14 protein-coding genes are annotated in these 21876 nt (G+C 48.6%); 10 read left to right on the top strand and 4 right to left on the bottom strand.

Going from position 1 to position 21876, the window contains the following annotated elements:
- Positions 1 to 35: 35 nt before the first annotated feature.
- From Q0502_RS18455 to Q0502_RS18415, 9 genes are all read left to right on the top strand, one after another.
- A complete protein-coding gene (locus Q0502_RS18455; protein ID WP_298653962.1) occupies positions 36 to 413 on the top strand; it encodes an HU family DNA-binding protein in 378 nt (125 codons plus the stop codon).
- Positions 414 to 473: 60 nt separating this feature from the next.
- A complete protein-coding gene (locus Q0502_RS18450; RefSeq protein ID WP_298653960.1) occupies positions 474 to 1115 on the top strand; it encodes a hypothetical protein in 642 nt (213 codons plus the stop codon).
- Between the two features lie 61 nt (positions 1116 to 1176).
- Positions 1177 to 4071 (top strand): hypothetical protein, encoded by a 2895-nt coding sequence (locus tag Q0502_RS18445; protein ID WP_298653958.1) that lies wholly within the window; start codon positions 1177 to 1179, stop codon positions 4069 to 4071.
- Between the two features lie 856 nt (positions 4072 to 4927).
- The gene (pnp, locus tag Q0502_RS18440; RefSeq protein ID WP_298653956.1) at positions 4928 to 7084 is read left to right on the top strand and encodes a polyribonucleotide nucleotidyltransferase; all 2157 of its coding nucleotides are present in this window, start codon (positions 4928 to 4930) and stop codon (positions 7082 to 7084) included.
- A gap of 385 nt (positions 7085 to 7469) precedes the next feature.
- The gene (locus Q0502_RS18435) at positions 7470 to 9077 is read left to right on the top strand and encodes a thiamine pyrophosphate-dependent enzyme (RefSeq protein WP_298653954.1); all 1608 of its coding nucleotides are present in this window, start codon (positions 7470 to 7472) and stop codon (positions 9075 to 9077) included.
- Positions 9070 to 9645, top strand: a complete 576-nt coding sequence (locus Q0502_RS18430) for an indolepyruvate oxidoreductase subunit beta (RefSeq protein ID WP_298653952.1) — start codon at positions 9070 to 9072, stop codon at positions 9643 to 9645. Before Q0502_RS18435 ends, Q0502_RS18430 begins: the two co-directional genes overlap by 8 nt.
- A 1-nt stretch (position 9646) precedes the next feature.
- The gene (locus tag Q0502_RS18425) at positions 9647 to 10942 is read left to right on the top strand and encodes a phenylacetate--CoA ligase (RefSeq protein WP_298654016.1); all 1296 of its coding nucleotides are present in this window, start codon (positions 9647 to 9649) and stop codon (positions 10940 to 10942) included.
- A gap of 52 nt (positions 10943 to 10994) precedes the next feature.
- Entirely contained in the window at positions 10995 to 11420 is a 426-nt protein-coding gene (locus tag Q0502_RS18420; protein WP_298653950.1) for an ACT domain-containing protein, read from the top strand.
- Positions 11421 to 11617: 197 nt separating this feature from the next.
- A complete protein-coding gene (locus Q0502_RS18415; RefSeq protein ID WP_298653948.1) occupies positions 11618 to 12817 on the top strand; it encodes a PLP-dependent aminotransferase family protein in 1200 nt (399 codons plus the stop codon).
- Between the two features lie 126 nt (positions 12818 to 12943).
- Here Q0502_RS18415 and Q0502_RS18410 read toward each other — a convergent pair whose 3' ends face one another.
- From Q0502_RS18410 to Q0502_RS18395, 4 genes are all read right to left on the bottom strand, one after another.
- The gene (locus tag Q0502_RS18410; protein ID WP_298653946.1) at positions 12944 to 14152 is read right to left on the bottom strand and encodes a sodium ion-translocating decarboxylase subunit beta; all 1209 of its coding nucleotides are present in this window, start codon (positions 14150 to 14152) and stop codon (positions 12944 to 12946) included.
- A gap of 3 nt (positions 14153 to 14155) precedes the next feature.
- Complete coding sequence (locus Q0502_RS18405; RefSeq protein WP_298653944.1) at positions 14156 to 16072, bottom strand: biotin/lipoyl-containing protein; 1917 nt, start codon at positions 16070 to 16072, stop codon at positions 14156 to 14158.
- Positions 16073 to 16091: 19 nt separating this feature from the next.
- On the bottom strand, positions 16092 to 16358 hold the full coding sequence (locus Q0502_RS18400; RefSeq protein WP_298653942.1) for an OadG family transporter subunit: 267 nt from the start codon (positions 16356 to 16358) through the stop codon (positions 16092 to 16094).
- A 181-nt stretch (positions 16359 to 16539) separates the two neighbouring features.
- Positions 16540 to 19215 (bottom strand): calcium-translocating P-type ATPase, PMCA-type, encoded by a 2676-nt coding sequence (locus Q0502_RS18395; RefSeq protein WP_298653940.1) that lies wholly within the window; start codon positions 19213 to 19215, stop codon positions 16540 to 16542.
- Between the two features lie 446 nt (positions 19216 to 19661).
- Here Q0502_RS18395 and Q0502_RS18390 point away from each other — a divergent pair, with 446 nt between their 5' ends.
- Complete coding sequence (locus Q0502_RS18390; RefSeq protein ID WP_298653938.1) at positions 19662 to 21818, top strand: elongation factor G; 2157 nt, start codon at positions 19662 to 19664, stop codon at positions 21816 to 21818.
- The last annotated feature ends 58 nt before the right edge of the window (positions 21819 to 21876 follow it).

The raw sequence follows: 21876 nt of genomic DNA, 5'->3' as shown, positions 1-21876 counted from the left end.
AAAATCATATCAAAAAAATAATAAAATAACGGTCTATGAAGTATAAACTAATTCAAAAAGCCAATCCGCTTGAGCGCGAAACAGAACGGAAATGGTATGCCAGCCCTGTAAAAGCAGGTACGATAAACCATTATCAACTGAGTAAGGGAATTGCCGGCAAGTCATTTCTAGCGCGTGGCGCAGTGATGAATGTGATCGAGAACATGGTCGATGAAATTCCCCGCTATTTGATTGAGGGGTATAGTGTGAATCTGAACAATTTTGGCACGTTGCGCCTCTCCCTCTCGAGTGAAGGAGTAAAAGACCCGGAAGAATTCACTTCCGACAACATAAGAAATATGAAAGTAGTATTTACCCCTTCACCTGAGTTAAAAAAAACATTGTTAAAGATACACTTTGAAAAAGTAGAATAATACCCCGGCAGCAAATCACATTTTGTACTATACCGGAAAATAAATGGAATAATACAACCGATGGATAACAATTACGGACATATTTCCAGAAAACTTTTATCCAAAAGGCAATCACTAATGCTTCATGCATTAGGTTTTGTGACAGGCGATCCGAGCATCAGAATCGACTATCCTTATGTATTCCATCCGGGATTACAGGTACAGGTGAGTGAGCCGGGAGATTCCAAATGGATCTATATGATGTTGCCTGTTACCCGGGGCAGCCTGATTACCGATATAAAAATAGCCTATCACCGCACCGGATTGCAAAGTCGTATCACACTTATCCGTCTGGTAGAACAGCGTGAACCGGTATCTGCCACGGTAGTGCATAATGAGATCATTGAGAAGACAACTCCGGTTACCGACGTCATCAATACGGTCTGTCGGGTAGTGGTAAATGACAGTATCCTGCTGAAAGTATGCCTGGATTTTGCCAATACGGACGATATGATTGAGCTTGGAATGGTAGAGATATCCTATATACCAAATTACACCTCTTTTTCGGTACTGAAGAAAAAAGGAATAAAAACAGGATATCAAAAAGAGGATTCGATAACCGGCCTGTTCAGTAACAGCCCATCGTTGAATCTGCGCCGCCCTTCGCTGACAGAGTTATTCCTTCAGAAAAAGGAGAAAAGAAAATCAGTTTTTAAATTGTAAAAATATAAGAACACCAATTGTGTAATATTTTAATCCATTTTTATTATTAAATTTTTAGTGTATGAAAAAAAGTTATTTATTTAAGTTTTTTATCTTCGCGGTGATTGCGGCATTCGTCACAGTTACATCGTGTAAAGATTATGATGATGACATCAGCAATCTCGAGGAAAAGATTGCAGGTCTCAGTTCCACTTTGAACGACTTGAAAAGCAAAGTGGATGGGGGCGCCGTTATCACTCAAGTTGAGAGCACAGCTACCGGTTTGAAAGTTACTTTGAGTAACGGTCAAACGTACGACCTGAAAAATGGTGTTGACGGTGTTGACGGTGCGAAAGGCGATAAAGGTGACAAGGGAGATAAAGGAGACAAGGGAGATAAAGGAGACAAGGGAGACAAGGGAGATACAGGCACCGCAGGTCAACCCGGATCTGTTGTTACCGCTAATCCTGACGGTTTCTGGTATATTGACGGTGTGAAATCTGAATATACATGGAAAGGCGAAAAAGGTGATGCTGGAGAACAAGGTCCCGCTGGTCCGACTGGCCCCGCAGGAAAAGACGGTATTTATTATGAGCCTAATTCCGACGGCTACTGGTATAAGGTTGATGGTGACGTTAAAACAAAGACCGACGAACAGTGGTTGCTCCCCGGCATAATCACAGCCGTTGTGAATGAAGAAACAGGATCCATTACTCTTTCGAATGTAAAATTAGGAAATGGTGTTACTTCGATCACTTTCAGCTTTGCTAAAATCAACGAAATGATCACCAAGATCTCTTTGGATTATGAAAATGACGATATTTGGGCCAGAAACCGCTCCCTGAACTTCTCTACTGCCCCGGCAAGAAAGACCTGGGCATTCGGACAGGGGTTTGAAGGTGCCATTGCTTTCACCAATGGTCAACGGATACTCTATGCAGAGCAGACTATTGAAATCAAAGTAAGCCCCGCTACTGCTGATATAAGTAAAATGTTAGACAAGATCTATCTGATCAGACGTGACGGTAACAATCTGGTAAACAATTTTGTGAAAGCCGTAAAAGCTGAACGTTCTACCGCTTTGCGCGCTGCGCCTTCAGTGACCGGTCTTTGGAACGTAACATTCCAGATGCCTGCCGAAGCAAATGTAGTCGGACTGAACCCCTTGGTTGCTGATGTAAGTGGACAGTTCTTGTTTGCAATTGCCATCGAAAACAGTGTGGATGTAAGTGAAACGCCTGCAGAACGCTTTGTGATATCTGATTTTGGTGTCAGGATTCAAGCTTCAACCAAGACGCCTATTTATAATAGCCAGGATGCACCTGATGATCTGATCTTCTCGGTGAAGAAAGGAACTGAACCGGCAACCGCTTATAGATCGCACACCACCATCAAGAACCGTTATCTGACCAGCGAAACAGGAATCACTGCACCGGCTGATCAAAAATGGGCTACAGGTGTATGGAATACAGCAGAGACTAAAAATGCTGACCCTGCAGACGACAGGAGAGCACAGAATTTCTTCGGCGCTGAAATTGGTAAAACTTTCAACCTAAAATTAGATAACGCCGATGATGTTTTTGCTTACTATATTGTATTAGACAGGGCATGGGCTGTTGAAAGTTCTCCTTCTGAATTAAATGCATGGAACAGCTACGATATCGATGGCCTGGAAAAGGTTTATAAAGCGAGCGAAGTGGCCAACCTGCAGATTAATTCTGGTTCGGCAAACGGAGATATTATCGGTTTCCGCGTGATGGCTGTGAACTATGACGGTACACTGGTTGACCCCGACGGTAAGTCCTTCTACGTATATGTAGGTGATGTAGCTTCTTCAGGTCTCAACTTTACCCAGACAATTACAGCTCCGGTTCCGACCGCAGCGACTACTGTTCCTTCCAATATCCTCACATTTGCCCCGGGTGTAAATCTGGCTAGCGTAGGAAGCGCTACATTCAGTATGACGATCGGACATAGTGTTGTATTGGATCTGACTAATCTCATAAGATTAGATGCCAGTAACAATCCGGCAGCTACATGGGCTGATACCAAGAAACTTCAGATCATAAACGTAAAACCATCTGATCTTCAGGAAGGTGTAACTTACACCGGTACGCTTACGTTGAACAATAGCTTCGGAGTACCGTTCAGCACAACCAACGTAACCCTGACGAAAGTAATGCCTACCTTCGACGGAACTGGCATCGGATATAAGACCAGCATTCACCACGATGTGAACGGACAGGCGGTAATTTATGCTTATCCGTTACCGGGAACAAGAGAGTATAATCTTGCCAACGCATTGAACGGTATCGGTACTGACGGAGCCGGATATCTTGTAGAAAACACTACTACCCATCCTGTAGCTTCTAGACCGACATGGAATACTTCCAATACCAATGGTACCGTACCTGTGGCAGAAATTGGCGTGCCTTACCTGCCTGCACCCGCACCGGGCCACGGAAAGATCTATGACTTGAGACTGGCGAAAGACTTCGGTTATGTATTGTATAATGGAAGCGCAAACCATCGGGTTTACTGGGCACCGTCCACACCGATTAAAGCTGAATTCCGTTCTTATGTACAAGACCTGAAAGAGTGGCAGTACAAAGGTACTAACCAGGCAAATACTCCTGCACTGAAATATGCAGAAGCAGTAGCAGCCTATAGTATTTCAAATATCACTGCCTTACCACCTGTTGGAGCACGCGTTGATTTGACCAATACTCCTGCACTGCAAGACGGCAGAACCTTCAATGTTATTGATGTGAAAGTATTGACCGGAGCGCCCGCTTATGACAAGGTGAATGAATACTTTGTTCCGACACTTACCGGAACCGATGTTTCGTTCGCTCCTGTAATTACCAGTCCTCCGGCGGTACCTGTAGCTACTAAACTCCAGGTGACATTGAAAGATAATTTCGGACATGACTATACATTCATCATACCGAAAGAATTCAATATGGCCATTAACTAACAATAGTTAATCAAAAAAAAGCGGGAAGAAAACAAAGGAGTTTTCTCCCGCTTTTTTTAAATTCTCATTAAAGTTGATATCGAATAAGATGTTAGATCTCTGATCATCTGTCATCTTATTCTTTAATCAATACGAGGTCTATTAAAGTCAAGTATTTTCTTTCAGGCTTTTTCTGTGCTCGACATAGGCAAAACAAGTTTTATCTCTGTCCTCGCTGATCGAAAAAGTTCCTGAAACGGCATATTCAAGTAAACTTAGTTGTTTTCTACCGGTTAATACCGGTTAATATAAGGAAGTGCAAGACCAGTTTATCATGGAATCATGCCATGATCATTCATTTCAACCTGATAAAAATTTATTTAACAAGCCCTAATTGATTGACTTCAATGTGTAAAGCTTACTTCCACTATCTTCTTTGTGAGAACCGGACATTCTATAAGCAACTGGCAAAGAAATACGGTACGACCGGGTGGAGAGCATATCGTATTGCACAAGGTAAAAACAGCCGGACCTTTAAAGAATACCTTATTTTTTTGGAGCTCCATAGGAAAGGGATTATCAGCTGATCGCCATAAACAGAATTTTTTATCATCCACAAACATATAGTTTAAATAAAATATTTAACAATTCAATAACCTTGAACTTTCACTGAAAAGGGCCGAAGCTGTGAAGAAACACCCCTGACGGGGCGTTCCTGTTTTTTTATCAGGGCGGCCCCTTACAGTCAGTCAATAACATATCGTAAAATTATCGGACGCTCACATTTTCATATTTTATCGTTCCGGATGCATCATGAAACCAAAACTTTATGTATCTTTGGGGGATTTTATGCAAAGAAAATAATAACTTATCATTTATGACCAATCCAATTGTAAAGCGGATCGAGCTGTCAGACGGACGCACGATTACGCTGGAGACGGGGAAACTGGCGAAACAGGCCGATGGCTCCGTCACCCTCCGTATGGGTGACACCATGCTGCTGGCCACCGTTTGCGCCGCCAAAGATGCAACCCCGGGAACCGATTTTATGCCGTTACAGGTTGAATACAGAGAAAAATTTGCCTCATCCGGGCGCTTTCCGGGAGGATTTTTGAAACGCGAAGGAAGACCTTCCGATTCGGAGGTACTGACCAGCCGGTTAATCGACCGTGCACTGCGTCCCCTCTTTCCCGACGATTACCATGCTGATGTTTTTGTAAATGTCATCCTTTACTCCTCCAACGGCGAAGACATGCCCGACGCATTGGCAGGATTGGCTGCTTCCGCAGCGCTGGCCGTCTCAGACATACCTTTCAACGGTCCCATCTCAGAAGTACGGGTGGCACGTATTAACGGACAGTTCGTTATCAATCCTACATTCAAGCAATTATTCCAGGCCGATATCGATATCATGGTGGGCGCTACTATCGACAATATCATGATGGTGGAAGGCGAGATGAATGAAGTATCCGAAACGGAAATGCTCGATGCCATCAAATTTGCCCACGAAGAGATTAAAAAGCATTGCCGCGCACAGATGGAACTGACCGAAATGGCAGGCAAAACGGTAAAACGCACCTACAGCCACGAAGAGAACGACGAAGAACTCCGCAAACAGGTGTGGGACACATGTTATCAGCGTGCCTATGAGATAGCTTCCTCACAAAACCCCAATAAACATGAACGTATAGAGGCCTTCGAGGCGATCCTGAAAGAATTTCTGGAGTCGATCCCCGAAGAAGAAAGGGACGAGAAAAAGTTATTGGTCTCCCGCTACTACCACGCGGTAGAGAAAGAAGCGATGCGCCGCTGTATTCTTGATGAAGGAAAACGGCTTGACGGCCGCAGTTCCACGGAAATACGCCCTATCTGGAGCGAAGTGGATTTTGTTCCGGGTCCCCACGGTTCGGCATTATTCACTCGTGGTGAAACACAATCGCTGACCACCGTCACGCTGGGTACCAAATTAGATGAGAAGATTGTGGACGATGTACTGTTTCACGGTACCGACCGCTTCCTGCTGCACTACAACTTCCCGCCTTTCTCTACCGGCGAAGCCCGCCCGCAACGCGCTACCGGCCGCCGTGAGATAGGACACGGCAACCTGGCAAACCGCGCCCTCAAACGGATGATCCCCCAGGGTTATCCCTATGTGGTACGTGTGGTTTCGGATATCCTGGAATCGAACGGATCCTCCTCTATGGCGACTGTCTGCGCAGGTACCCTGGCGCTGATGGATGCCGGAGTGAATATCAAAAAACCGGTGAGCGGCATCGCCATGGGACTGATCTCGGAAAACAAGGGACAGAATTTTGCCGTCCTTTCCGACATCTTGGGTGACGAAGACCACCTGGGCGATATGGACTTCAAAGTGTGCGGTACTAAGGACGGGATCACCGCCACACAAATGGACATCAAAGTGGACGGACTCTCCTACGAGATCCTCGAGAAAGCTCTGGCACAGGCCAAAGCAGGCCGCGAACATATTATGGGGAAAATGATGGAGACTCTCTCCGAGCCCCGTGCGGACTTGAAGCCGCATGCTCCGCGGATCGAAGTGATCGAAATCCCGAAAGATTTTATCGGCGCCGTCATCGGCCCGGGTGGGAAAATCATTCAGGGAATGCAGGAAGAAACGGGTACCGTCATCACTATCGAGGAAATCGACAACAAGGGACGCGTGGAAATATCTGCCAACAATAAGGCTTCTATCGATGCCGCCATGGCGAAGATCAAGGGCATCGTGGCTATTCCGGAAATCGGCGAAGTATATGAAGCTACCGTCCGTTCGGTAATGCCTTACGGCCTTTTCTGCGAATTCCTTCCCGGAAAAGACGGACTCCTTCACATCTCTGAGATCGAATGGAAACGGTTGGAGAAAGTGGAAGATGCCGGCATCAAGGAGGGCGATAAGATTCAGGTGAAACTGATGGATATCGACCCGAGAACCGGGAAATTCAAACTGTCCCGCAAAGTATTGCTCCCCCGCCCCGAACGCCCCGAAAGAGGAGGCAACCCAGGCACAGAACAATAAATAAACACAAACATAGGATAAAAAGCGAGCCCGAAAAGGTTCGCTTTTTTGTGCTTTTTCCAAAATATAAATACCGTCTTTTCCTCGTTTATCTTAGCCTAATCGATTATTTTCGTACGGAATAGCCATTTAAGAACAAAGTAACGAGCAGACGAAAAGGAAAAACTACCTCTCCGGAAAATACAAAATACAGTCACTGATCCTGAACCTTGTTAGCCTTCTCTGATAAAAATGATTTAGAAACATTCTAATTTTGAGTATTTAAAATTTTAAAGGTTTATTTTTTGTACATTTGCAACCTGAATCTTTGATTTTTGAATAAAAACACACTATTGAGGAAGGTTTTTGTATAATTTGCAATCTGCAAAAACCAGACTGAAAAGATATGTACAAACAACTATTACTGGGTGCCGAAGCCATTGCGCAGGCAGCGCTGGATGCCGGAATATCGGGGGTGTACGCTTATCCGGGCACTCCTTCCACGGAAATTACGGAATTTATACAACAATCGGTACCGGCGAACGGGGCGCAAGTCCGATCGGCATGGGCGGCGAACGAAAAAACGGCTTTCGAAGCCGCACTGGGTATGTCGTTTGCGGGAAAACGAAGCCTGACCTGCATGAAGCATGTAGGACTGAACGTGGCTGCCGATGCATTCATGAACGCAGCCGTTACCGGTGTGCACGGAGGACTGGTAATAGCGGTAGCGGACGACCCTTCGATGCACTCATCGCAAAACGAACAGGACAGCCGCGTATATGCCAAATTCGCCATGATCCCGGTACTGGAACCTGCCAATCAACAAGAGGCCTATGATATGGTACGCTACGGATTCGACCTGTCGGAAAGAACAGAATTACCGGTGATGTTGCGTATCCCTACACGGCTTTCCCACTCCCGTGCGGCAGTCGTGCGCAGAGAACCACGGGAACAAAACGCATTATACCCTTCCGCAGATAAGGGGAAATGGATCCTCCTGCCTGCGAATGCCCGGAAAAACTATCAACACCTGCTTGAAAAACAGCAGGAACTGACAGCCTCCTCCGAATCATCGGATTTTAACAGGGTAACGGAAGGAGAAGGCCCCATGGCGGTTATCGCTTTCGGTATTGCTTACAATTACGCCATGGAAGTGATCAAGTCTTACCGGCTCCACATCCCGGTGCTTAAAATATCGCAATATCCATTACCTCAAGAAAAAATAAAAGAATTCGCAGAGAGATATTCCTCCGTTCTTATTGCGGAAGAAGGATACCCAGTTTACGAAGAACTGCTGAAAGGGTATTTCGGAAACGGGAAATTCAGGGGACGCCTGGATGGCACACTGCCCCGGACTGGAGAACTCTCCCCCCACCTACTGGCCAAAGCGCTGCAGACGGACACAGGCAACATAAGGACCGTCCCCGGGATCGTGACGGGACGACCGCCCATGTTATGCAAGGGTTGCAGCCACAGGGACCTGTTCGACGCCGTTAACCGGGTAATGGAAGATTATCCGGAGCGTCCTGTTTTCGGTGATATCGGGTGCTACACCCTGGGGGCGCTGCCCCCCTACGGTACCATCAGTACCTGCGTGGATATGGGTGCATCCATCACCATGGCAAAAGGGGCTGCCGACGCGGGTATGCGCCCTGCCCTATGCGTGATCGGGGATTCCACCTTCACCCATTCGGGAATGACGGGACTGCTCGATGCGGTGAACGACCGGTCTGCCATGACCGTCATCATATCCGATAACGGCACTACGGCAATGACGGGAGGACAGGATTCGGCGGGAACAGAGCGCTTTTACGGTATATGCAAGGGGATCGGCGTGGAGGAAGAACATATCCGGTTGATCGTACCGCTGAAAAAGAACCTCGATGACAACGTGAAAATACTGAAAGAGGAACTCGACTATCAGGGTGTTTCCGTCATCATCGCGCAACGGGAATGTGTGCAGACTGCGAAGAAAAGTGAAAAACGAAAAGTGAAAAGCGAAAAACATGCATAAGAACATTATCATTGCAGGTGTCGGGGGACAGGGGATACTTACCATCGCATCGATCATCGACCTGGCGGCAATGAATCTGGGGCTGAACGTGAAACAGGCCGAGGTTCACGGTATGAGCCAGCGCGGCGGTGCGGTGGAGTCGCACCTGCGTATCTCGTCGGAGGATATCTTTTCGGATCTGATCCCCCTGGGCAGGGCCGACCTGATCCTGTCGATCGAACCCATGGAGGCGCTCCGTTACCTCCCTTTCCTCTCACCCACGGGTATTATCATTACCGCCACCGAACCCTACAGGAATATCCCCGGCTATCCGGATGAGGAAAAACTGATGGCTACGGTCAGGGAATCAGCCGCACACGTGCCGGTAGAGGCAGGATCGCTAGCCAAAAAGGCGGGAAGTCCGAAGACTTTCAATGTGGTTATGCTCGGAGCCGCTTCTCCTTACCTGGGGATAGAGGAAAAGGAACTGGAAAAGGCGATCAGAATGTTTTTCGAGAGAAAGGGAGAAGAAATAGTTACTATGAACATAAAAGCGTTCAGGCTTGGAAAAGAATATGCATCGGAATAAGATGATCTGGAACCCCGCAAGAGAGTGTGCGGAAAGAGAACAAATGCACGCGCTGCAAAGCAGGCAACTCTCCGCCATGATACAACGGATGTACGACCACGTGCCGTTCTACAGGGCACAGATGAAAAAGAGAGGAATTGAACCGGGCGATATACGGAGCGTGGATCAGCTGAAAACGCTTCCGTTCACCACCAAAACCGACCTGAGGGAGAACTACCCCTTCGGGCTTTTTACCGTTCCTCAGAATGACGTGGTACGGATCCACGCGTCGAGCGGAACCACAGGAAAGCCGACGGTAGTGGGTTATACCCAACAGGATATCGACATCTGGGCGGAAGTGGTGGCGCGCAGCCTCACCATGGCGGGCATCCCCTGCGGAGATACCATCCAGATAGCCTACGGCTACGGCCCCTTCACGGGGGGACTGGGGCTGCACTACGGCGCGGAAAAAGTGGGGGCGACCGTTATTCCGATATCAAGCGGCAATACCAGGAAGCAATTGCAGTTCATGACCGACTTCAATGCCACTATCCTGGCCTGTACGCCGTCGTACGCGGCACATTTGGGCGAGAGTATCCTGAAAGAAGGGATCTCGCCGGAGGATGTTAAACTGCGGGCAGGCGTCTTTGGTGCGGAACCGTGGTCGAATGAGTTGCGCAGGGAGATAGAAAAACTGCTGCATATCAAGGCATACGATATTTACGGGCTGAGCGAAGTGATCGGACCGGGCGTCTCCATGGAGTGCGAGTGCCAATGCGGAAACCATGTCTTCGAGGATCATTTTATCCCGGAGATCATCCATCCCGAAACACTGGAGGTGCTGCCGGACGGGGAAATGGGAGAACTGGTATTCACCACGGTGAGTAAGGAGGCAATGCCGCTGCTGCGCTACCGGACACGCGACCTCACACGGCTGCACCGGGAGAAATGCGACTGCGGGCGGACGCTGGTACGCATGGAGAAATGTCTGGGACGTACCGACGACATGTTGATCATCCGCGGGGTGAACGTTTTTCCATCTCAAGTGGAATCGGTACTGATGGAGATGTCGGAAACCTCCCCGCACTACCAGTTGATCATCCGCAGGGAAAATAATCTCGATACGCTGGAGGTCCTGGTGGAGATCGATGAAAAGAACTGGTCGGACAGCATCCGTGAACTGGAAGGGATCAGGCGGCGTATCGAGCACAATATCAAAAGTATGCTGGGCATCAGCGCGGTTATCAGGCTGGTGGAGCCCAACAGCATAGAACGCTCCGAAGGAAAAGCAAAGCGGATCATCGATCACAGGAAATGATCCTTTTCTATTTCTGAAAGGCAAAAAGAAATCATCAAAAACAACAAACAGGATGCATATTCAACAATTATCCGTTTTTCTGGAAGACCGATCGGGACGGCTTACCGGCCTGACCCGCATTCTGGCCGAACATGATGTGAATATTACCGCGCTCAATCTGGCCGAGACAACGGACTACGGCATTGTGCGCATGGTGGTGGGAAGACCCGGACTGGCAAAGGAAGTGCTGGAAGAAGCAGGGTTCTCGATCGGACTGACCGATGTGGCTTGCGTGAACATACCCGATGAACCGGGCGCTCTGTACCGGATCCTGAAAATACTGACTGAGGAGAATATCAATGTGGATTATATGTATGCTTTCTCAAACAGGGATGTGGCGCTGGCCGTAATCCGGACCCCCGATATACCCGGAGTAACGGAAGTGCTGGAAAAGAGAGGGGTAAGACTGCTGTCCCAATCCGATATTTACCAGCTTTGATCAGATTTCAGATTCAAGATTCAAGATTCAAGATTTCAGATTTAAAGATTCCAAAATTTAAAGATTCAAGAGCCAAGACACGAGACTTGGGGTTTGGAATGTCGGATTTGGGATTAAAAACTCCCCCGTCTCCTCGTCTCTCCAGTCTCTCATTAGTCTCATTGGCACATTATTCATATTAGCACATTAAATCAACTATGCCCCGATTTGCAAATAGTGTGACAGATCTTCGCTCTTCGGAGATACGTGACCTGATGAGCCTCGCGACGGCTCCCGATATGATCTCTTTTGCCGGCGGTATGCCGGGAAATGAGTTATTCCCGCTCGAGACCATCGACCGGATCTATCAATCGCTTACCGAAAAGGAGAAGCAAATAGCCTTACAGTACGGACCAACCACGGGATTACCCTCGCTATTGGAATCGCTGTCGGACTATCTCGAAAAGAAGGGATTGCCGGTAAAAAGCAACCGGCTGATGATCACTACGGGATCGTTGCAGGCCATTTACATCTTGGCAAAGGCGTTTATTGATCCCGGAGATCCGGTTTTGGTGGAGACCCCCGGCTTTATCGGAGCGCTTTCTGCTTTCCGCTCCTGCCAGGCGAACCTGATTTCCGTCCCGCTGAACGGGGACGGGATGGATATCGAACAACTCAAAAGGAGGCTCGAGACTACCTTACCCGCGCCAAAATTCCTTTACTATACGCCCAATTTTCATAATCCCGCCGGGATCATCTACTCTCGGAAGGTGAAGCAAGAGATGACGAACCTGCTGAAAGGCCGGGAAATCCCCGTGATCGAGGATGACGCCTACAGCGAACTCTATTTCTATGAAGAAGATATACAGGAAATGCAACTGATGAAAGCGGCAGATCCGGAGGGAATCGATGTCTGCTATACCGGATCGTTCTCCAAGATACTGGGACCGGGATTGCGTCTGGGATGGATGCTGGTGCCGGACGGGATCTACCGGAAATGCGAGTTGATCAAACAATCGATCGACGCCTGTTCGCCCAGCATTTCGCAAATGATCGCCGATAAATTTATCCGGCGGGAAGAAATATACGATTATACGGCAAATATAAGGAAAGAGTACAAAAAGCGCGGACTGGCCATGATCGGGGCGCTGGAGGCGTTCCTGCCGGCGTATGTGACTTTCGAAAAGCCGCGCGGCGGATTCTATACCTGGCTGCGGTTACCCGAAGGCAGCGACTCTACCGCTGTACTGAAAAGAGCGATTGAGAAAGGGGTGGTTTTCGTGACCGGGAAGACCTTCGATCCCGATGGGGTTAAAAATGATTTTATGCGGGTATCGTTCTGCAATACCGATGAAGAAACTATCCGGCGGGGCGTCCCGCTGATCGCGGAGGCCATTCAAGAAGTGTGCGGCCCGTAAGCCGCACACCGCATAATAATTTCATTACAATCAGACTATTTCTCGCAACGGCATACTGTAAACAAGTTTGCTTTCTACCCGTATTGCTTAACGAAAACGTTCCTTATTTCTGTTAGCCGTTCTTTATCATCCTAAGAACGAGATCAATACGCCTGCCGCCACAGCCGACCCGATCACGCCGGATACGTTACTGGCCATACAGTACTGCAGGATGTGATTCGATTTATCGTATTTCAAAGCCACATCATTGGCTACGCGTGAGGCCATAGGCACGGCGCTCAAACCCGTGGCGCCCACAAGGGGATTGATCTTTTTCTTTGAGAACATATTGGTGATTTTCACGGCCATAATCCCGCCGGCCACCGAAACAGCGAAGGCAAGGAACCCACCCACAATAATACCCAACGTCTGGCCGGAGAGGAATACTTCAGCTGTCATGGTAGCGCCTACGGTCAGCCCCAGGAAAATAGTGGCCGTATTCATGATAGGGCCGGAAGCGGCCTCGGCGAGACGACCGGTATTGGCACCGATCTCTTTCACTAAATTACCGAACAGCAGCATGCCGAGTAGCGGGGCGGAAGAGGGTACGAAAACCGCCACGACCAGTCCCAGCACAATAGGGAAAATGATCTTCACGATCTTCAGATGCTTGATATCATGTTTGGGCGGATATTGCTTATCCATCTTCTTCATATGGATCTTAAACTCCTTCTCGGTCATCAGCAACTTAGCCACTGCAGGGATGATCACCGGCACCAGCGCCATATAGGAATAAGCAGCGATAGCAATGGGACCCAGCAGATGGGGAGCCAGCTTGATGGTGGTGTAGATGGCCGTAGGACCGTCGGCGCCCCCGATGATTCCAAGGGAAGCGGCTTCAGGCAGCGTAAATCCCATGATAACGGCGGCAATCAATACCGAGAAGATACCGAGCTGCGCCGCTCCGCCGAACAGAGAGAGTTTCAGGTTGCGCAGCATCGGCCCGAAATCGGTAAGCGCCCCTACCCCCATAAAGATGATAGGCGGCAAAATACCGGTCTTGATCAGCGCGTAATAGAGGAAATTCATAATGCCATGCTCGTTGGCAATATCAAGCAGGTTCATGTAACTACCGTCGGCATGCTGCACCAGGGCATTATCCACTATGCCGAGCCCTGCGCCGGGCAGGTTGGCCAACAGCACGCCAAAGCCGATGGGAACGAGCAGAAGCGGTTCATACTGTTTAAAGATACCGAGATACAACAAGACAAAAGCGATCACCCACATCAGTACGGTATCCCATCCCAGGATACCGAATCCGGTCATTTCGGTCAGACTGGCGAAAATTTCACTCATGCCTTATACCATTTTAATGAGTACATCATCTTCGTCCACCGCATCGCCGTTGGCAAAGCGGATCTCCGTCACTTTACCGCTCTCTTCGGCGGCCACGGCATTATAGGTCTTCATCGACTCGATGTAACCTATAATATCGCCCTCTTTCACGGTATCTCCTACCTTGACCGCAGTTTCCGAAGAGTCTTTGGTGAGAAAGAATTTTCCTTCCAGCGGTGAAACCACCTCTTTTGCCTGCCCGTTGGAAGAGGGTGACACGGCACTTACGGCAGGCTGCTGCGTCACCGGAGCAGTCGCCTGCGACGGTTGCGGCAGAGAAGTTCCTTCTCCCAATTCGGGATAGGAAATATTCACTATATATTCTTCATCATCAATATTGATGACTAATGTTCTGGGTTGGAATCCGTTGCCGCTGGCTGCTTCCGCTTTTGCAGACGCGGGAGCCGCCGATGCTTCTTTTTCCGCTTTTCTCCTGGCCAGATCGGCTTCGAAAGACTTTTTGGCTTCACCCGACTTATAGGCCCTGTATTGCTCGGGATGCATAGCCAACTCGAATAACTCTTCGTCGTCCTGCCCCAGATCCCAGTTATTTTTCTCCATCTCGGCGCGGAACTCGTCCAGTTGATCAGGATAAAGTTCCTGCGGATTGCCGGTATAGAACTCACGGCCCTGCTGCTTCGCCATTGCCACGATCTCCGGAGCCAGTTCGCCGGGGAGCTTACCCGACTTACCCAGGATCATGTCCCAGATATTGTCGGCAATCATCGACCAGCGCTCTTTGCCTTTCTCGAGTTGCAGCACATTCATCAGCGCCAGGTTCTTGACATACTGACTGAACGGTGTTACCAGCGGTGGATACCCTATCTTGGGCCACACATAGGTCACCTCATCGAACAGCCTGATAAGCAGATCGTCCTGGGTAAGCTCCGGCTGGTCGTTCTTATTTTTCCATTTGTTAAGGGAAGATAAATTATTTTCCAGGTCGGCCATCAGACTGCCCATCATACCTCCCGGCAATCCGGGAGCGATCAGCAGCGAGTTATTCAGTCGGTTTTTCGGGTTTATATAATATCCGAGGAAATCGTCTATATACTTCTGCGTGAGTGAACGCACTTTCATATAAGCCTTCATATTGATCTCCGGCACCTTGAAGCCGGCATCCTTGAGCATGGCCTGTACCGCCAGCAGGTCGGCATGGCCTGTCCCCCAGGAAAGCGGCTCCATGCCCACATCGATATATTCCGCACCGGCATAGGCGGCTTCGAGGATGGAGGCCATCTGGAAACCGGGGCCGGCATGGCCGTGGTACTGGACAAGGATATTGGGATGACGCTGTTTGATATTTTTGATGATCTTGCCGATGCTTGCGGGACGGCCCACACCTGCCATATCTTTGACACAGATCTCATCGGCGCCCATCGTGATCAGGGTATCGGCCAGCTCAGTGTAGTATTCTACCGTATGAATAGGCGATACCGTCAGACTAAGCGCAGCCTGGGAGATCATCCCCGCCTCTTTGGCAAATTGGATGGAATTCTCAAGGTTGCGGGGGTCATTCAGTCCGTCGAACGACCGGGCAATATCGGTTCCCTGTTTTTTCTTCACCCGGAACATCAGCCTGCGTACATCAGCCGGTACCGGGCTCATACGTATTCCGTTCAGTCCCCGCTCCAGCATATGCGTCTGTATACCCGCATCATTAAAGGGCTGCGTCCATTCGCGCACGGCTTTGTTGGGATTCTCCCCGAACAGCAGGTTGATCTGCTCGAATCCGCCGCCGTTCGTCTCCACCCGGGCAAAACAACCCATCTCAACAATCGCGGGAGCGACCTCCATGAGTTGCTTTACAGTAGGAATATACTTACCGGACGATTGCCACATATCCCTGTATAAAAGGCTGAACTTAATCTCTTTTCTCATATGAATATATTTTTTTGATTTATTTTTTCTCTATGGATTCCACACTGCCTTGCCCCTGCGTCACCACATCTACGGCAGCCACGATGGCGGCAAGCTTTTTGGTATGTGCTTTCTTTCCTGCAGAACCACCGTTACCCGATTTACCTGTTGCCGGACCTGTCACCGGGATAAAACGGTTCGTAAGACGAATCACCACATTGCCGATCACCACAACCAGACAGAGAATGATGAAGACAGTCACCATTCCCACCACTAAAAGGCCTAACGCCGTATTCATATTTTCCATATATACCTGTTTTTTAGCCCGAAAGACGATAACCTAGCAAAACTAAATTGAAAGGATAAGGGCGGATTTAACACAAGAGTGTAATTTTCGGATTTCAAAAATACGAAAAATATTCGATTTACTGCACAAAAAACTGCAATTTGCGCAATTTAAGGATTATTTAAGTAGCCTTTGCAAAGATTTAATATTCGTCTTTACTATGATTGATCTTCATCAGTTTTATCAATTCTACCACGACAATGGGGACCAGCGAGAGGAGTCCCACATATAGCCAGTGAGTGGCATCCATTGCCGTTACGCCGAAGATGTCCGTCACGCCGGGTATCACCAGCACGGTAAGCAATAGGAGTCCCGATAAGAAGATCGCACCGAGCAATGACTTGTTACTAAATATACCCGTCCGGAAAGAAGAATGTTTGTTGGAATGCAGGTTGCGCACATGCAGTAATTGCGAGAATCCCAGTACGGCAAATGCCATAGTTTGTCCCAATGGCTGGCCTCCGTCCTTAAAGCCGATGAGATAAGCGGCCAGCGAGATCAGACCGACCGTAGCGCCCTGGTAACCTATTCTCCAGATCATTCCTTTGGTAAAAAACCCTTGTTTCGGATCCCGCGGTTTGCGCGTCATAATATCATGCCCCCCGGGGTCCATGCTTAATGCCAGTGCAGGCAGACTATCGGTCACCAGATTGATCCATAATATAAGAATGGGTGTTAACGGATTACCTATATTGGCAATAGAGGCGATAAAGATAAGCAGCACTTCCCCCACATTGGCCGACAGCAGGAATTGTATCGCTTTCAGTATATTGTCATAAATGCGGCGCCCCTCTTCTACGGCGCTCACAATGGTTGCGAAGTTATCGTCTGTCAGGATCACGTCCGACGCCTCTTTAGCCACTTCGGTACCTACCACTCCCATCGACACGCCGATATCGGCCTGCTTGAGCGCCGGGGCGTCATTCACCCCGTCACCTGTCATTGCCACAATATCTCCGTGGGATTGCCAGGCCTTCACTATCCTCACCTTATGCTCAGGCGCTACGCGCGCATACACGGAATAGGCATCCACATCATTATAGAGCACCTTATCGTCCATCTCCTCCAGATCAGAGCCTGTAACGGCTTTGTCTCCTTCACCATAAATCCCTATCTCACCGGCAATGGCCACCGCGGTCACCTTATGGTCGCCGGTGATCATCACGGGACGGATGCCGGCCGTCCTACACTTGTTCACCGCCTCTACCACTTCGGGGCGGGCCGGGTCGATCATCCCGAGCAGACCCGTGAAAACAAGATCCTTCTCAACCGTTTCCACATCCACCTCAGTAGGCACGGCGTCAATATCTTTATATGCTACGGCCAGCACGCGCAATGCTGACTGCGCCATCCGGTGATTTTCTTCTTTTATGGTTTCCCTGTCTTCCTCCGTAACAGAGCGCACCACGCCATGCATCAGAATATGTGTGGAAACCGCGAGCACTTCATCCAGTCCCCCTTTCAGGTTTATACGGAATTTCCCATTCTCCATGCGGTTGATAGTCGACATTCTTTTCCTTTCGGAATCGAACGGCACCTCATCTACACGAGGGAAACGGCTTTCAAGTTCATTTTTATCCATTTTCAAGGCGAGCGCCGCATCCACGATGGCAATCTCGGTGGGATCCCCGGCAGCTTCATGCTCTACGCCGGACAGCCTCTTCAGATGCGCATCGGTGCAGAGCAAGGACGATTCAAGCAACATCCGTTCATCGCTATCGAGTTCTCCGGGAAGCGGAGGATTACGGAAATCGATGCGATTACCTCCGGCCCATCCCTCCACCACTGTCATTTTATTCTGCGTAAGCGTACCCGTTTTATCAGAACAGATCACGGTGGTACTTCCCAATGTCTCCACCGAAGGAAGCGTACGGACTATCGCGTTCAACTTCACAAGACGTTGTACGCCGATGGCCAATACAATGGTAGATACGATCTGCAATCCTTCGGGAATAGCGGCTACCGCCAGGCTGACAGCCATCATCAACATTTCCAGCCAGTTATTACCATAGAGGATCCCTATAATAAAAATAAAGGCACAAATACCCAGCGCCACATAGCCCAATACTTTACCAAGCTGCCCGAGCCGTTTACTCATCGGCGTTTCCGTTTCCTGAGTATTTTGGAGCATATGGGCAATTTTACCCACTTCAGTCTGCATTCCGGTACCGACCACTATCCCTTTTCCGCGTCCATAGGTCACGGTACTGGTAGAAAAAGCCATGTTGTTACGGTCCCCCAGAGGAAGTTCTTTGGTCTCCAGCAGATCATCACTTTTCTCCACGGGTACCGATTCACCGGTAAGGGCCGATTCCTGCACTTTCATGTTCACAGCTTCTATGAGCCGCAGATCGGCAGGGATAATGTCGCCGGTATCCAAAACGACGACATCGCCAGGAACAATTTCAGTAGATGTTATTTCCGTTACCTGTCCGCCCCGCAGTACTTTCGAATGGGGTGAACTCATCTTGTTGAGCGCTTCCAGTGACGATTGCGCTTTTTTCTCCTGTACCGTACCGATCACCGCATTAATCACCAATATGGCAAGGATCACAAAAGCCTCTACCAGCCCCTCGCCCTCCATTACGCCGATCATACCCGACAGAATAGCAGCAGCAAGCAGAATAACCACCATAATACTCTTAAACTGTTCAAAGAATATCATGAGGAGCGATTTCTGCTTTCGGGATTCGAGCTGGTTAGGGCCATAACGGGTAAGCCGCTCTTTCACTTCATCGTCTGAAAGCCCCTTATCTGATGAAACTTCAAATTGCTGCAATACCTCTTCAACCGGGAGATTGTAATAATGATCCTTCATTTTTTAATTTTTTAAAAATAATCCGTGCTTTCTTCATGTGGGGTAACTCTCCTGAAACGTATGCAAAATAAACAAACCGCAGAAAAAAATGTTTACCTTATTATAGACCCTCTCCTTTACAACTCCCACCGCGCACAACATCTCCGGATATGTTATATAACATAGTTGCATAATCACTGATTGTCGTACGTTTTTTATATATTGCGGCGCTATTTCATACGACTAAAATTATTTTTTTAAGGTGTCGTATGTAACTCGCATTAATCATGTTATTTTTTAATAATGATTATCATGCTCGTTTCGGATAGCATGACTTTGCCGGTTTTTATACCGCGGCAAAGTCTTTTTTCATACGATTGCTTAATTGACCAATTTGCATATTAGCACATTAGTCACATTGACACATTCGCATATTGACACATTAATAATTATAATAATTTCTAATCATGAAAGTTTATAAAACAAACGAAATTAGGAATATTGCCCTCCTTGGCAATAAAGGCTCAGGTAAGACCACTCTCGCAGAAGCCATGCTTTTCGAGTGTGGTCTTATAAAACGACGCGGTACGGTAGATGGAAAAAATACCGTGAGTGACTATTTTCCCGTAGAAAAGGAATATGGATATTCTGTCTTCTCTACTGTTTTTTCATATGAGTGGAAAGAGAAACTGATGAATTTTATCGATTGTCCCGGCTCGGATGATTTTGTGGGAGGAGTTGTTTCCGCCCTGAATGTTACGGATATGGCGCTGATGCTGATCGATGCCGCCAACGGGATAGAAGTGGGTACCGTCAACCAGCTCCGTTATGTGGATGACCTGAATAAGCCGCTTCTTTTCCTGATGAATCAGATGGACCATGAGAAAGCAGATTACGACAATACCCTTGCAAGCCTGAAAGAACAATACGGTAACAAAGTAGTGCCGGTACAATATCCTACCGGTAGCGGCGGTTCTTTCGACGGAATCATAGATGTGTTGAAGCAAAAACTGTACAAATGGAAACCGGGCGCTACAGCCCCCGACGTGTTGGATATTCCCGACAGTGAACAGGAGAAAGCAGGCGAGTATTATCAGGCATTGCTCGAAGCCGCAGCCGAAAACGATGAGGGACTGATGGAGAAATATTTCGACCAGGGCTCCCTTACCGAAGAAGAGATGCGTGACGGTATCCACAAGGGAATGATCAGCCGAAATCTCTTTCCGCTTTTCTGTGCATCAGCCGAAAAAAATATGGCAGTGCACCGCATCATGAACTTCCTGAGCATGGTGGCTCCCTCTCCCACCGATGTGTCTGCACCGCTCAACAGCGAAGGTGAAGAAGTAAAACCCGACGCATCAGCTCCCACCAGCCTCTTTTTCTTTAAAACAACCGTCGAACCGCATATCGGCGAAGTTTCCTACTTCAAGGTAATGTCGGGCTCGGTAAAAGAAGGGGACGACCTCGTCAACGCTAACCGCGGTTCAAAAGAACGGCTCGTACAGCTCTATACCGTAGCCGGACAGATCCGCAACAAGGCGGAAGAGTTACAGGCCGGCAGTATCGGCGCAGCGGTAAAACTGAAAGACGTGCGTACAGGAAATACACTCAACGCAAAAGATACCGAAAACAAGTTCGACTTCATCCGTTATCCGGAACCCCGTTACCGCCGGGCGATCAAGGCTGCCAACGAATCGAACTCCGAAAAGCTGAGCGAAGCGCTCACCCGCATGAAAGAGGAAGATCCCACCTGGTTGGTGGAAAACTCCAAGGAGTTGAAACAGATCATCGTTTCCGGACAAGGTGAGTTTCACCTGAGGACATTGAAATGGCGGTTGGAAAACAATGATAAGATCGAGATTGAATTCCTGGAACCCAAAATTCCTTACCGCGAAACCATCACGAAGTCGGCGCGTGCCGATTACCGCCACAAAAAGCAATCGGGTGGTGCCGGCCAGTTCGGAGAGGTGCATCTTATCGTAGAGCCTTATACCGAAGGGATGACCGTGCCGGAAGTTTACCGGTTCAACGGGCAGGAATACAAAGTACAGAACCGCGACACCCAGGAGATTAACCTGGATTGGGGTGGTAAACTGGTATTCGTAAACAGTATTGTGGGTGGAGCTATTGATACCCGCTTCCTGCCCGCTATCCTGAAGGGGATTCTGGCCCGTATGGAGCAGGGCCCCCTTACCGGATCGTATGCTCGCGACGTACGCGTGATCGTGTATGACGGAAAGATGCACCCTGTGGATTCCAATGAAATCTCTTTTATGCTCGCAGGACGTAATGCGTTCAGTACCGCTTTCAAAAACGCAGGTCCCAAGATCCTCGAACCTGTCTACGATGTAACAGTTTCCGTACCGGGTGAATATATGGGTGATGTGATGAGCGACCTGCAGGGACGCCGCGCCATGATCATGGGTATGGAAAGTGAAAAAGGATTCGAAAAACTGAAGGCGAAGGTGCCCCTGAAAGAGATGAGCTCCTACTCTACATCGCTGAGTTCGATCTCCGGGGGAAGGGCTTCTTTCTCCATGAAATTCTCGAGCTATGAATTAGTACCTTCCGATGTGCAGGAAAAACTGCTGAAAGCATACGAAGCACAGGAAAAGGAAGAGTAATAACATATATTATTCAACATCAGGGGCGACCATTTGGCCGCCCCTGTATTTATACTCA

This window comes from uncultured Proteiniphilum sp. (assembly GCF_937873925.1).
In the GTDB taxonomy this organism is placed as follows: domain Bacteria; phylum Bacteroidota; class Bacteroidia; order Bacteroidales; family Dysgonomonadaceae; genus Proteiniphilum.
Note: the sequence above shows the minus strand (reverse complement) of the source record. Positions and strands in the feature narration are given on the sequence as shown.

Coding starts and splice junctions, on each gene's coding strand:
- Q0502_RS18455 (WP_298653962.1), top strand. CDS start 36: ATGAAGTATAAACTAATTCAAAAAGCCAATCCGCTTGAGCGCGAAACA.
- Q0502_RS18450 (WP_298653960.1), top strand. CDS start 474: ATGGATAACAATTACGGACATATTTCCAGAAAACTTTTATCCAAAAGG.
- Q0502_RS18445 (WP_298653958.1), top strand. CDS start 1,177: ATGAAAAAAAGTTATTTATTTAAGTTTTTTATCTTCGCGGTGATTGCG.
- pnp (WP_298653956.1), top strand. CDS start 4,928: ATGACCAATCCAATTGTAAAGCGGATCGAGCTGTCAGACGGACGCACG.
- Q0502_RS18435 (WP_298653954.1), top strand. CDS start 7,470: ATGTACAAACAACTATTACTGGGTGCCGAAGCCATTGCGCAGGCAGCG.
- Q0502_RS18430 (WP_298653952.1), top strand. CDS start 9,070: ATGCATAAGAACATTATCATTGCAGGTGTCGGGGGACAGGGGATACTT.
- Q0502_RS18425 (WP_298654016.1), top strand. CDS start 9,647: ATGATCTGGAACCCCGCAAGAGAGTGTGCGGAAAGAGAACAAATGCAC.
- Q0502_RS18420 (WP_298653950.1), top strand. CDS start 10,995: ATGCATATTCAACAATTATCCGTTTTTCTGGAAGACCGATCGGGACGG.
- Q0502_RS18415 (WP_298653948.1), top strand. CDS start 11,618: ATGCCCCGATTTGCAAATAGTGTGACAGATCTTCGCTCTTCGGAGATA.
- Q0502_RS18410 (WP_298653946.1), bottom strand. CDS start 14,152: ATGAGTGAAATTTTCGCCAGTCTGACCGAAATGACCGGATTCGGTATC.
- Q0502_RS18405 (WP_298653944.1), bottom strand. CDS start 16,072: ATGAGAAAAGAGATTAAGTTCAGCCTTTTATACAGGGATATGTGGCAA.
- Q0502_RS18400 (WP_298653942.1), bottom strand. CDS start 16,358: ATGGAAAATATGAATACGGCGTTAGGCCTTTTAGTGGTGGGAATGGTG.
- Q0502_RS18395 (WP_298653940.1), bottom strand. CDS start 19,215: ATGAAGGATCATTATTACAATCTCCCGGTTGAAGAGGTATTGCAGCAA.
- Q0502_RS18390 (WP_298653938.1), top strand. CDS start 19,662: ATGAAAGTTTATAAAACAAACGAAATTAGGAATATTGCCCTCCTTGGC.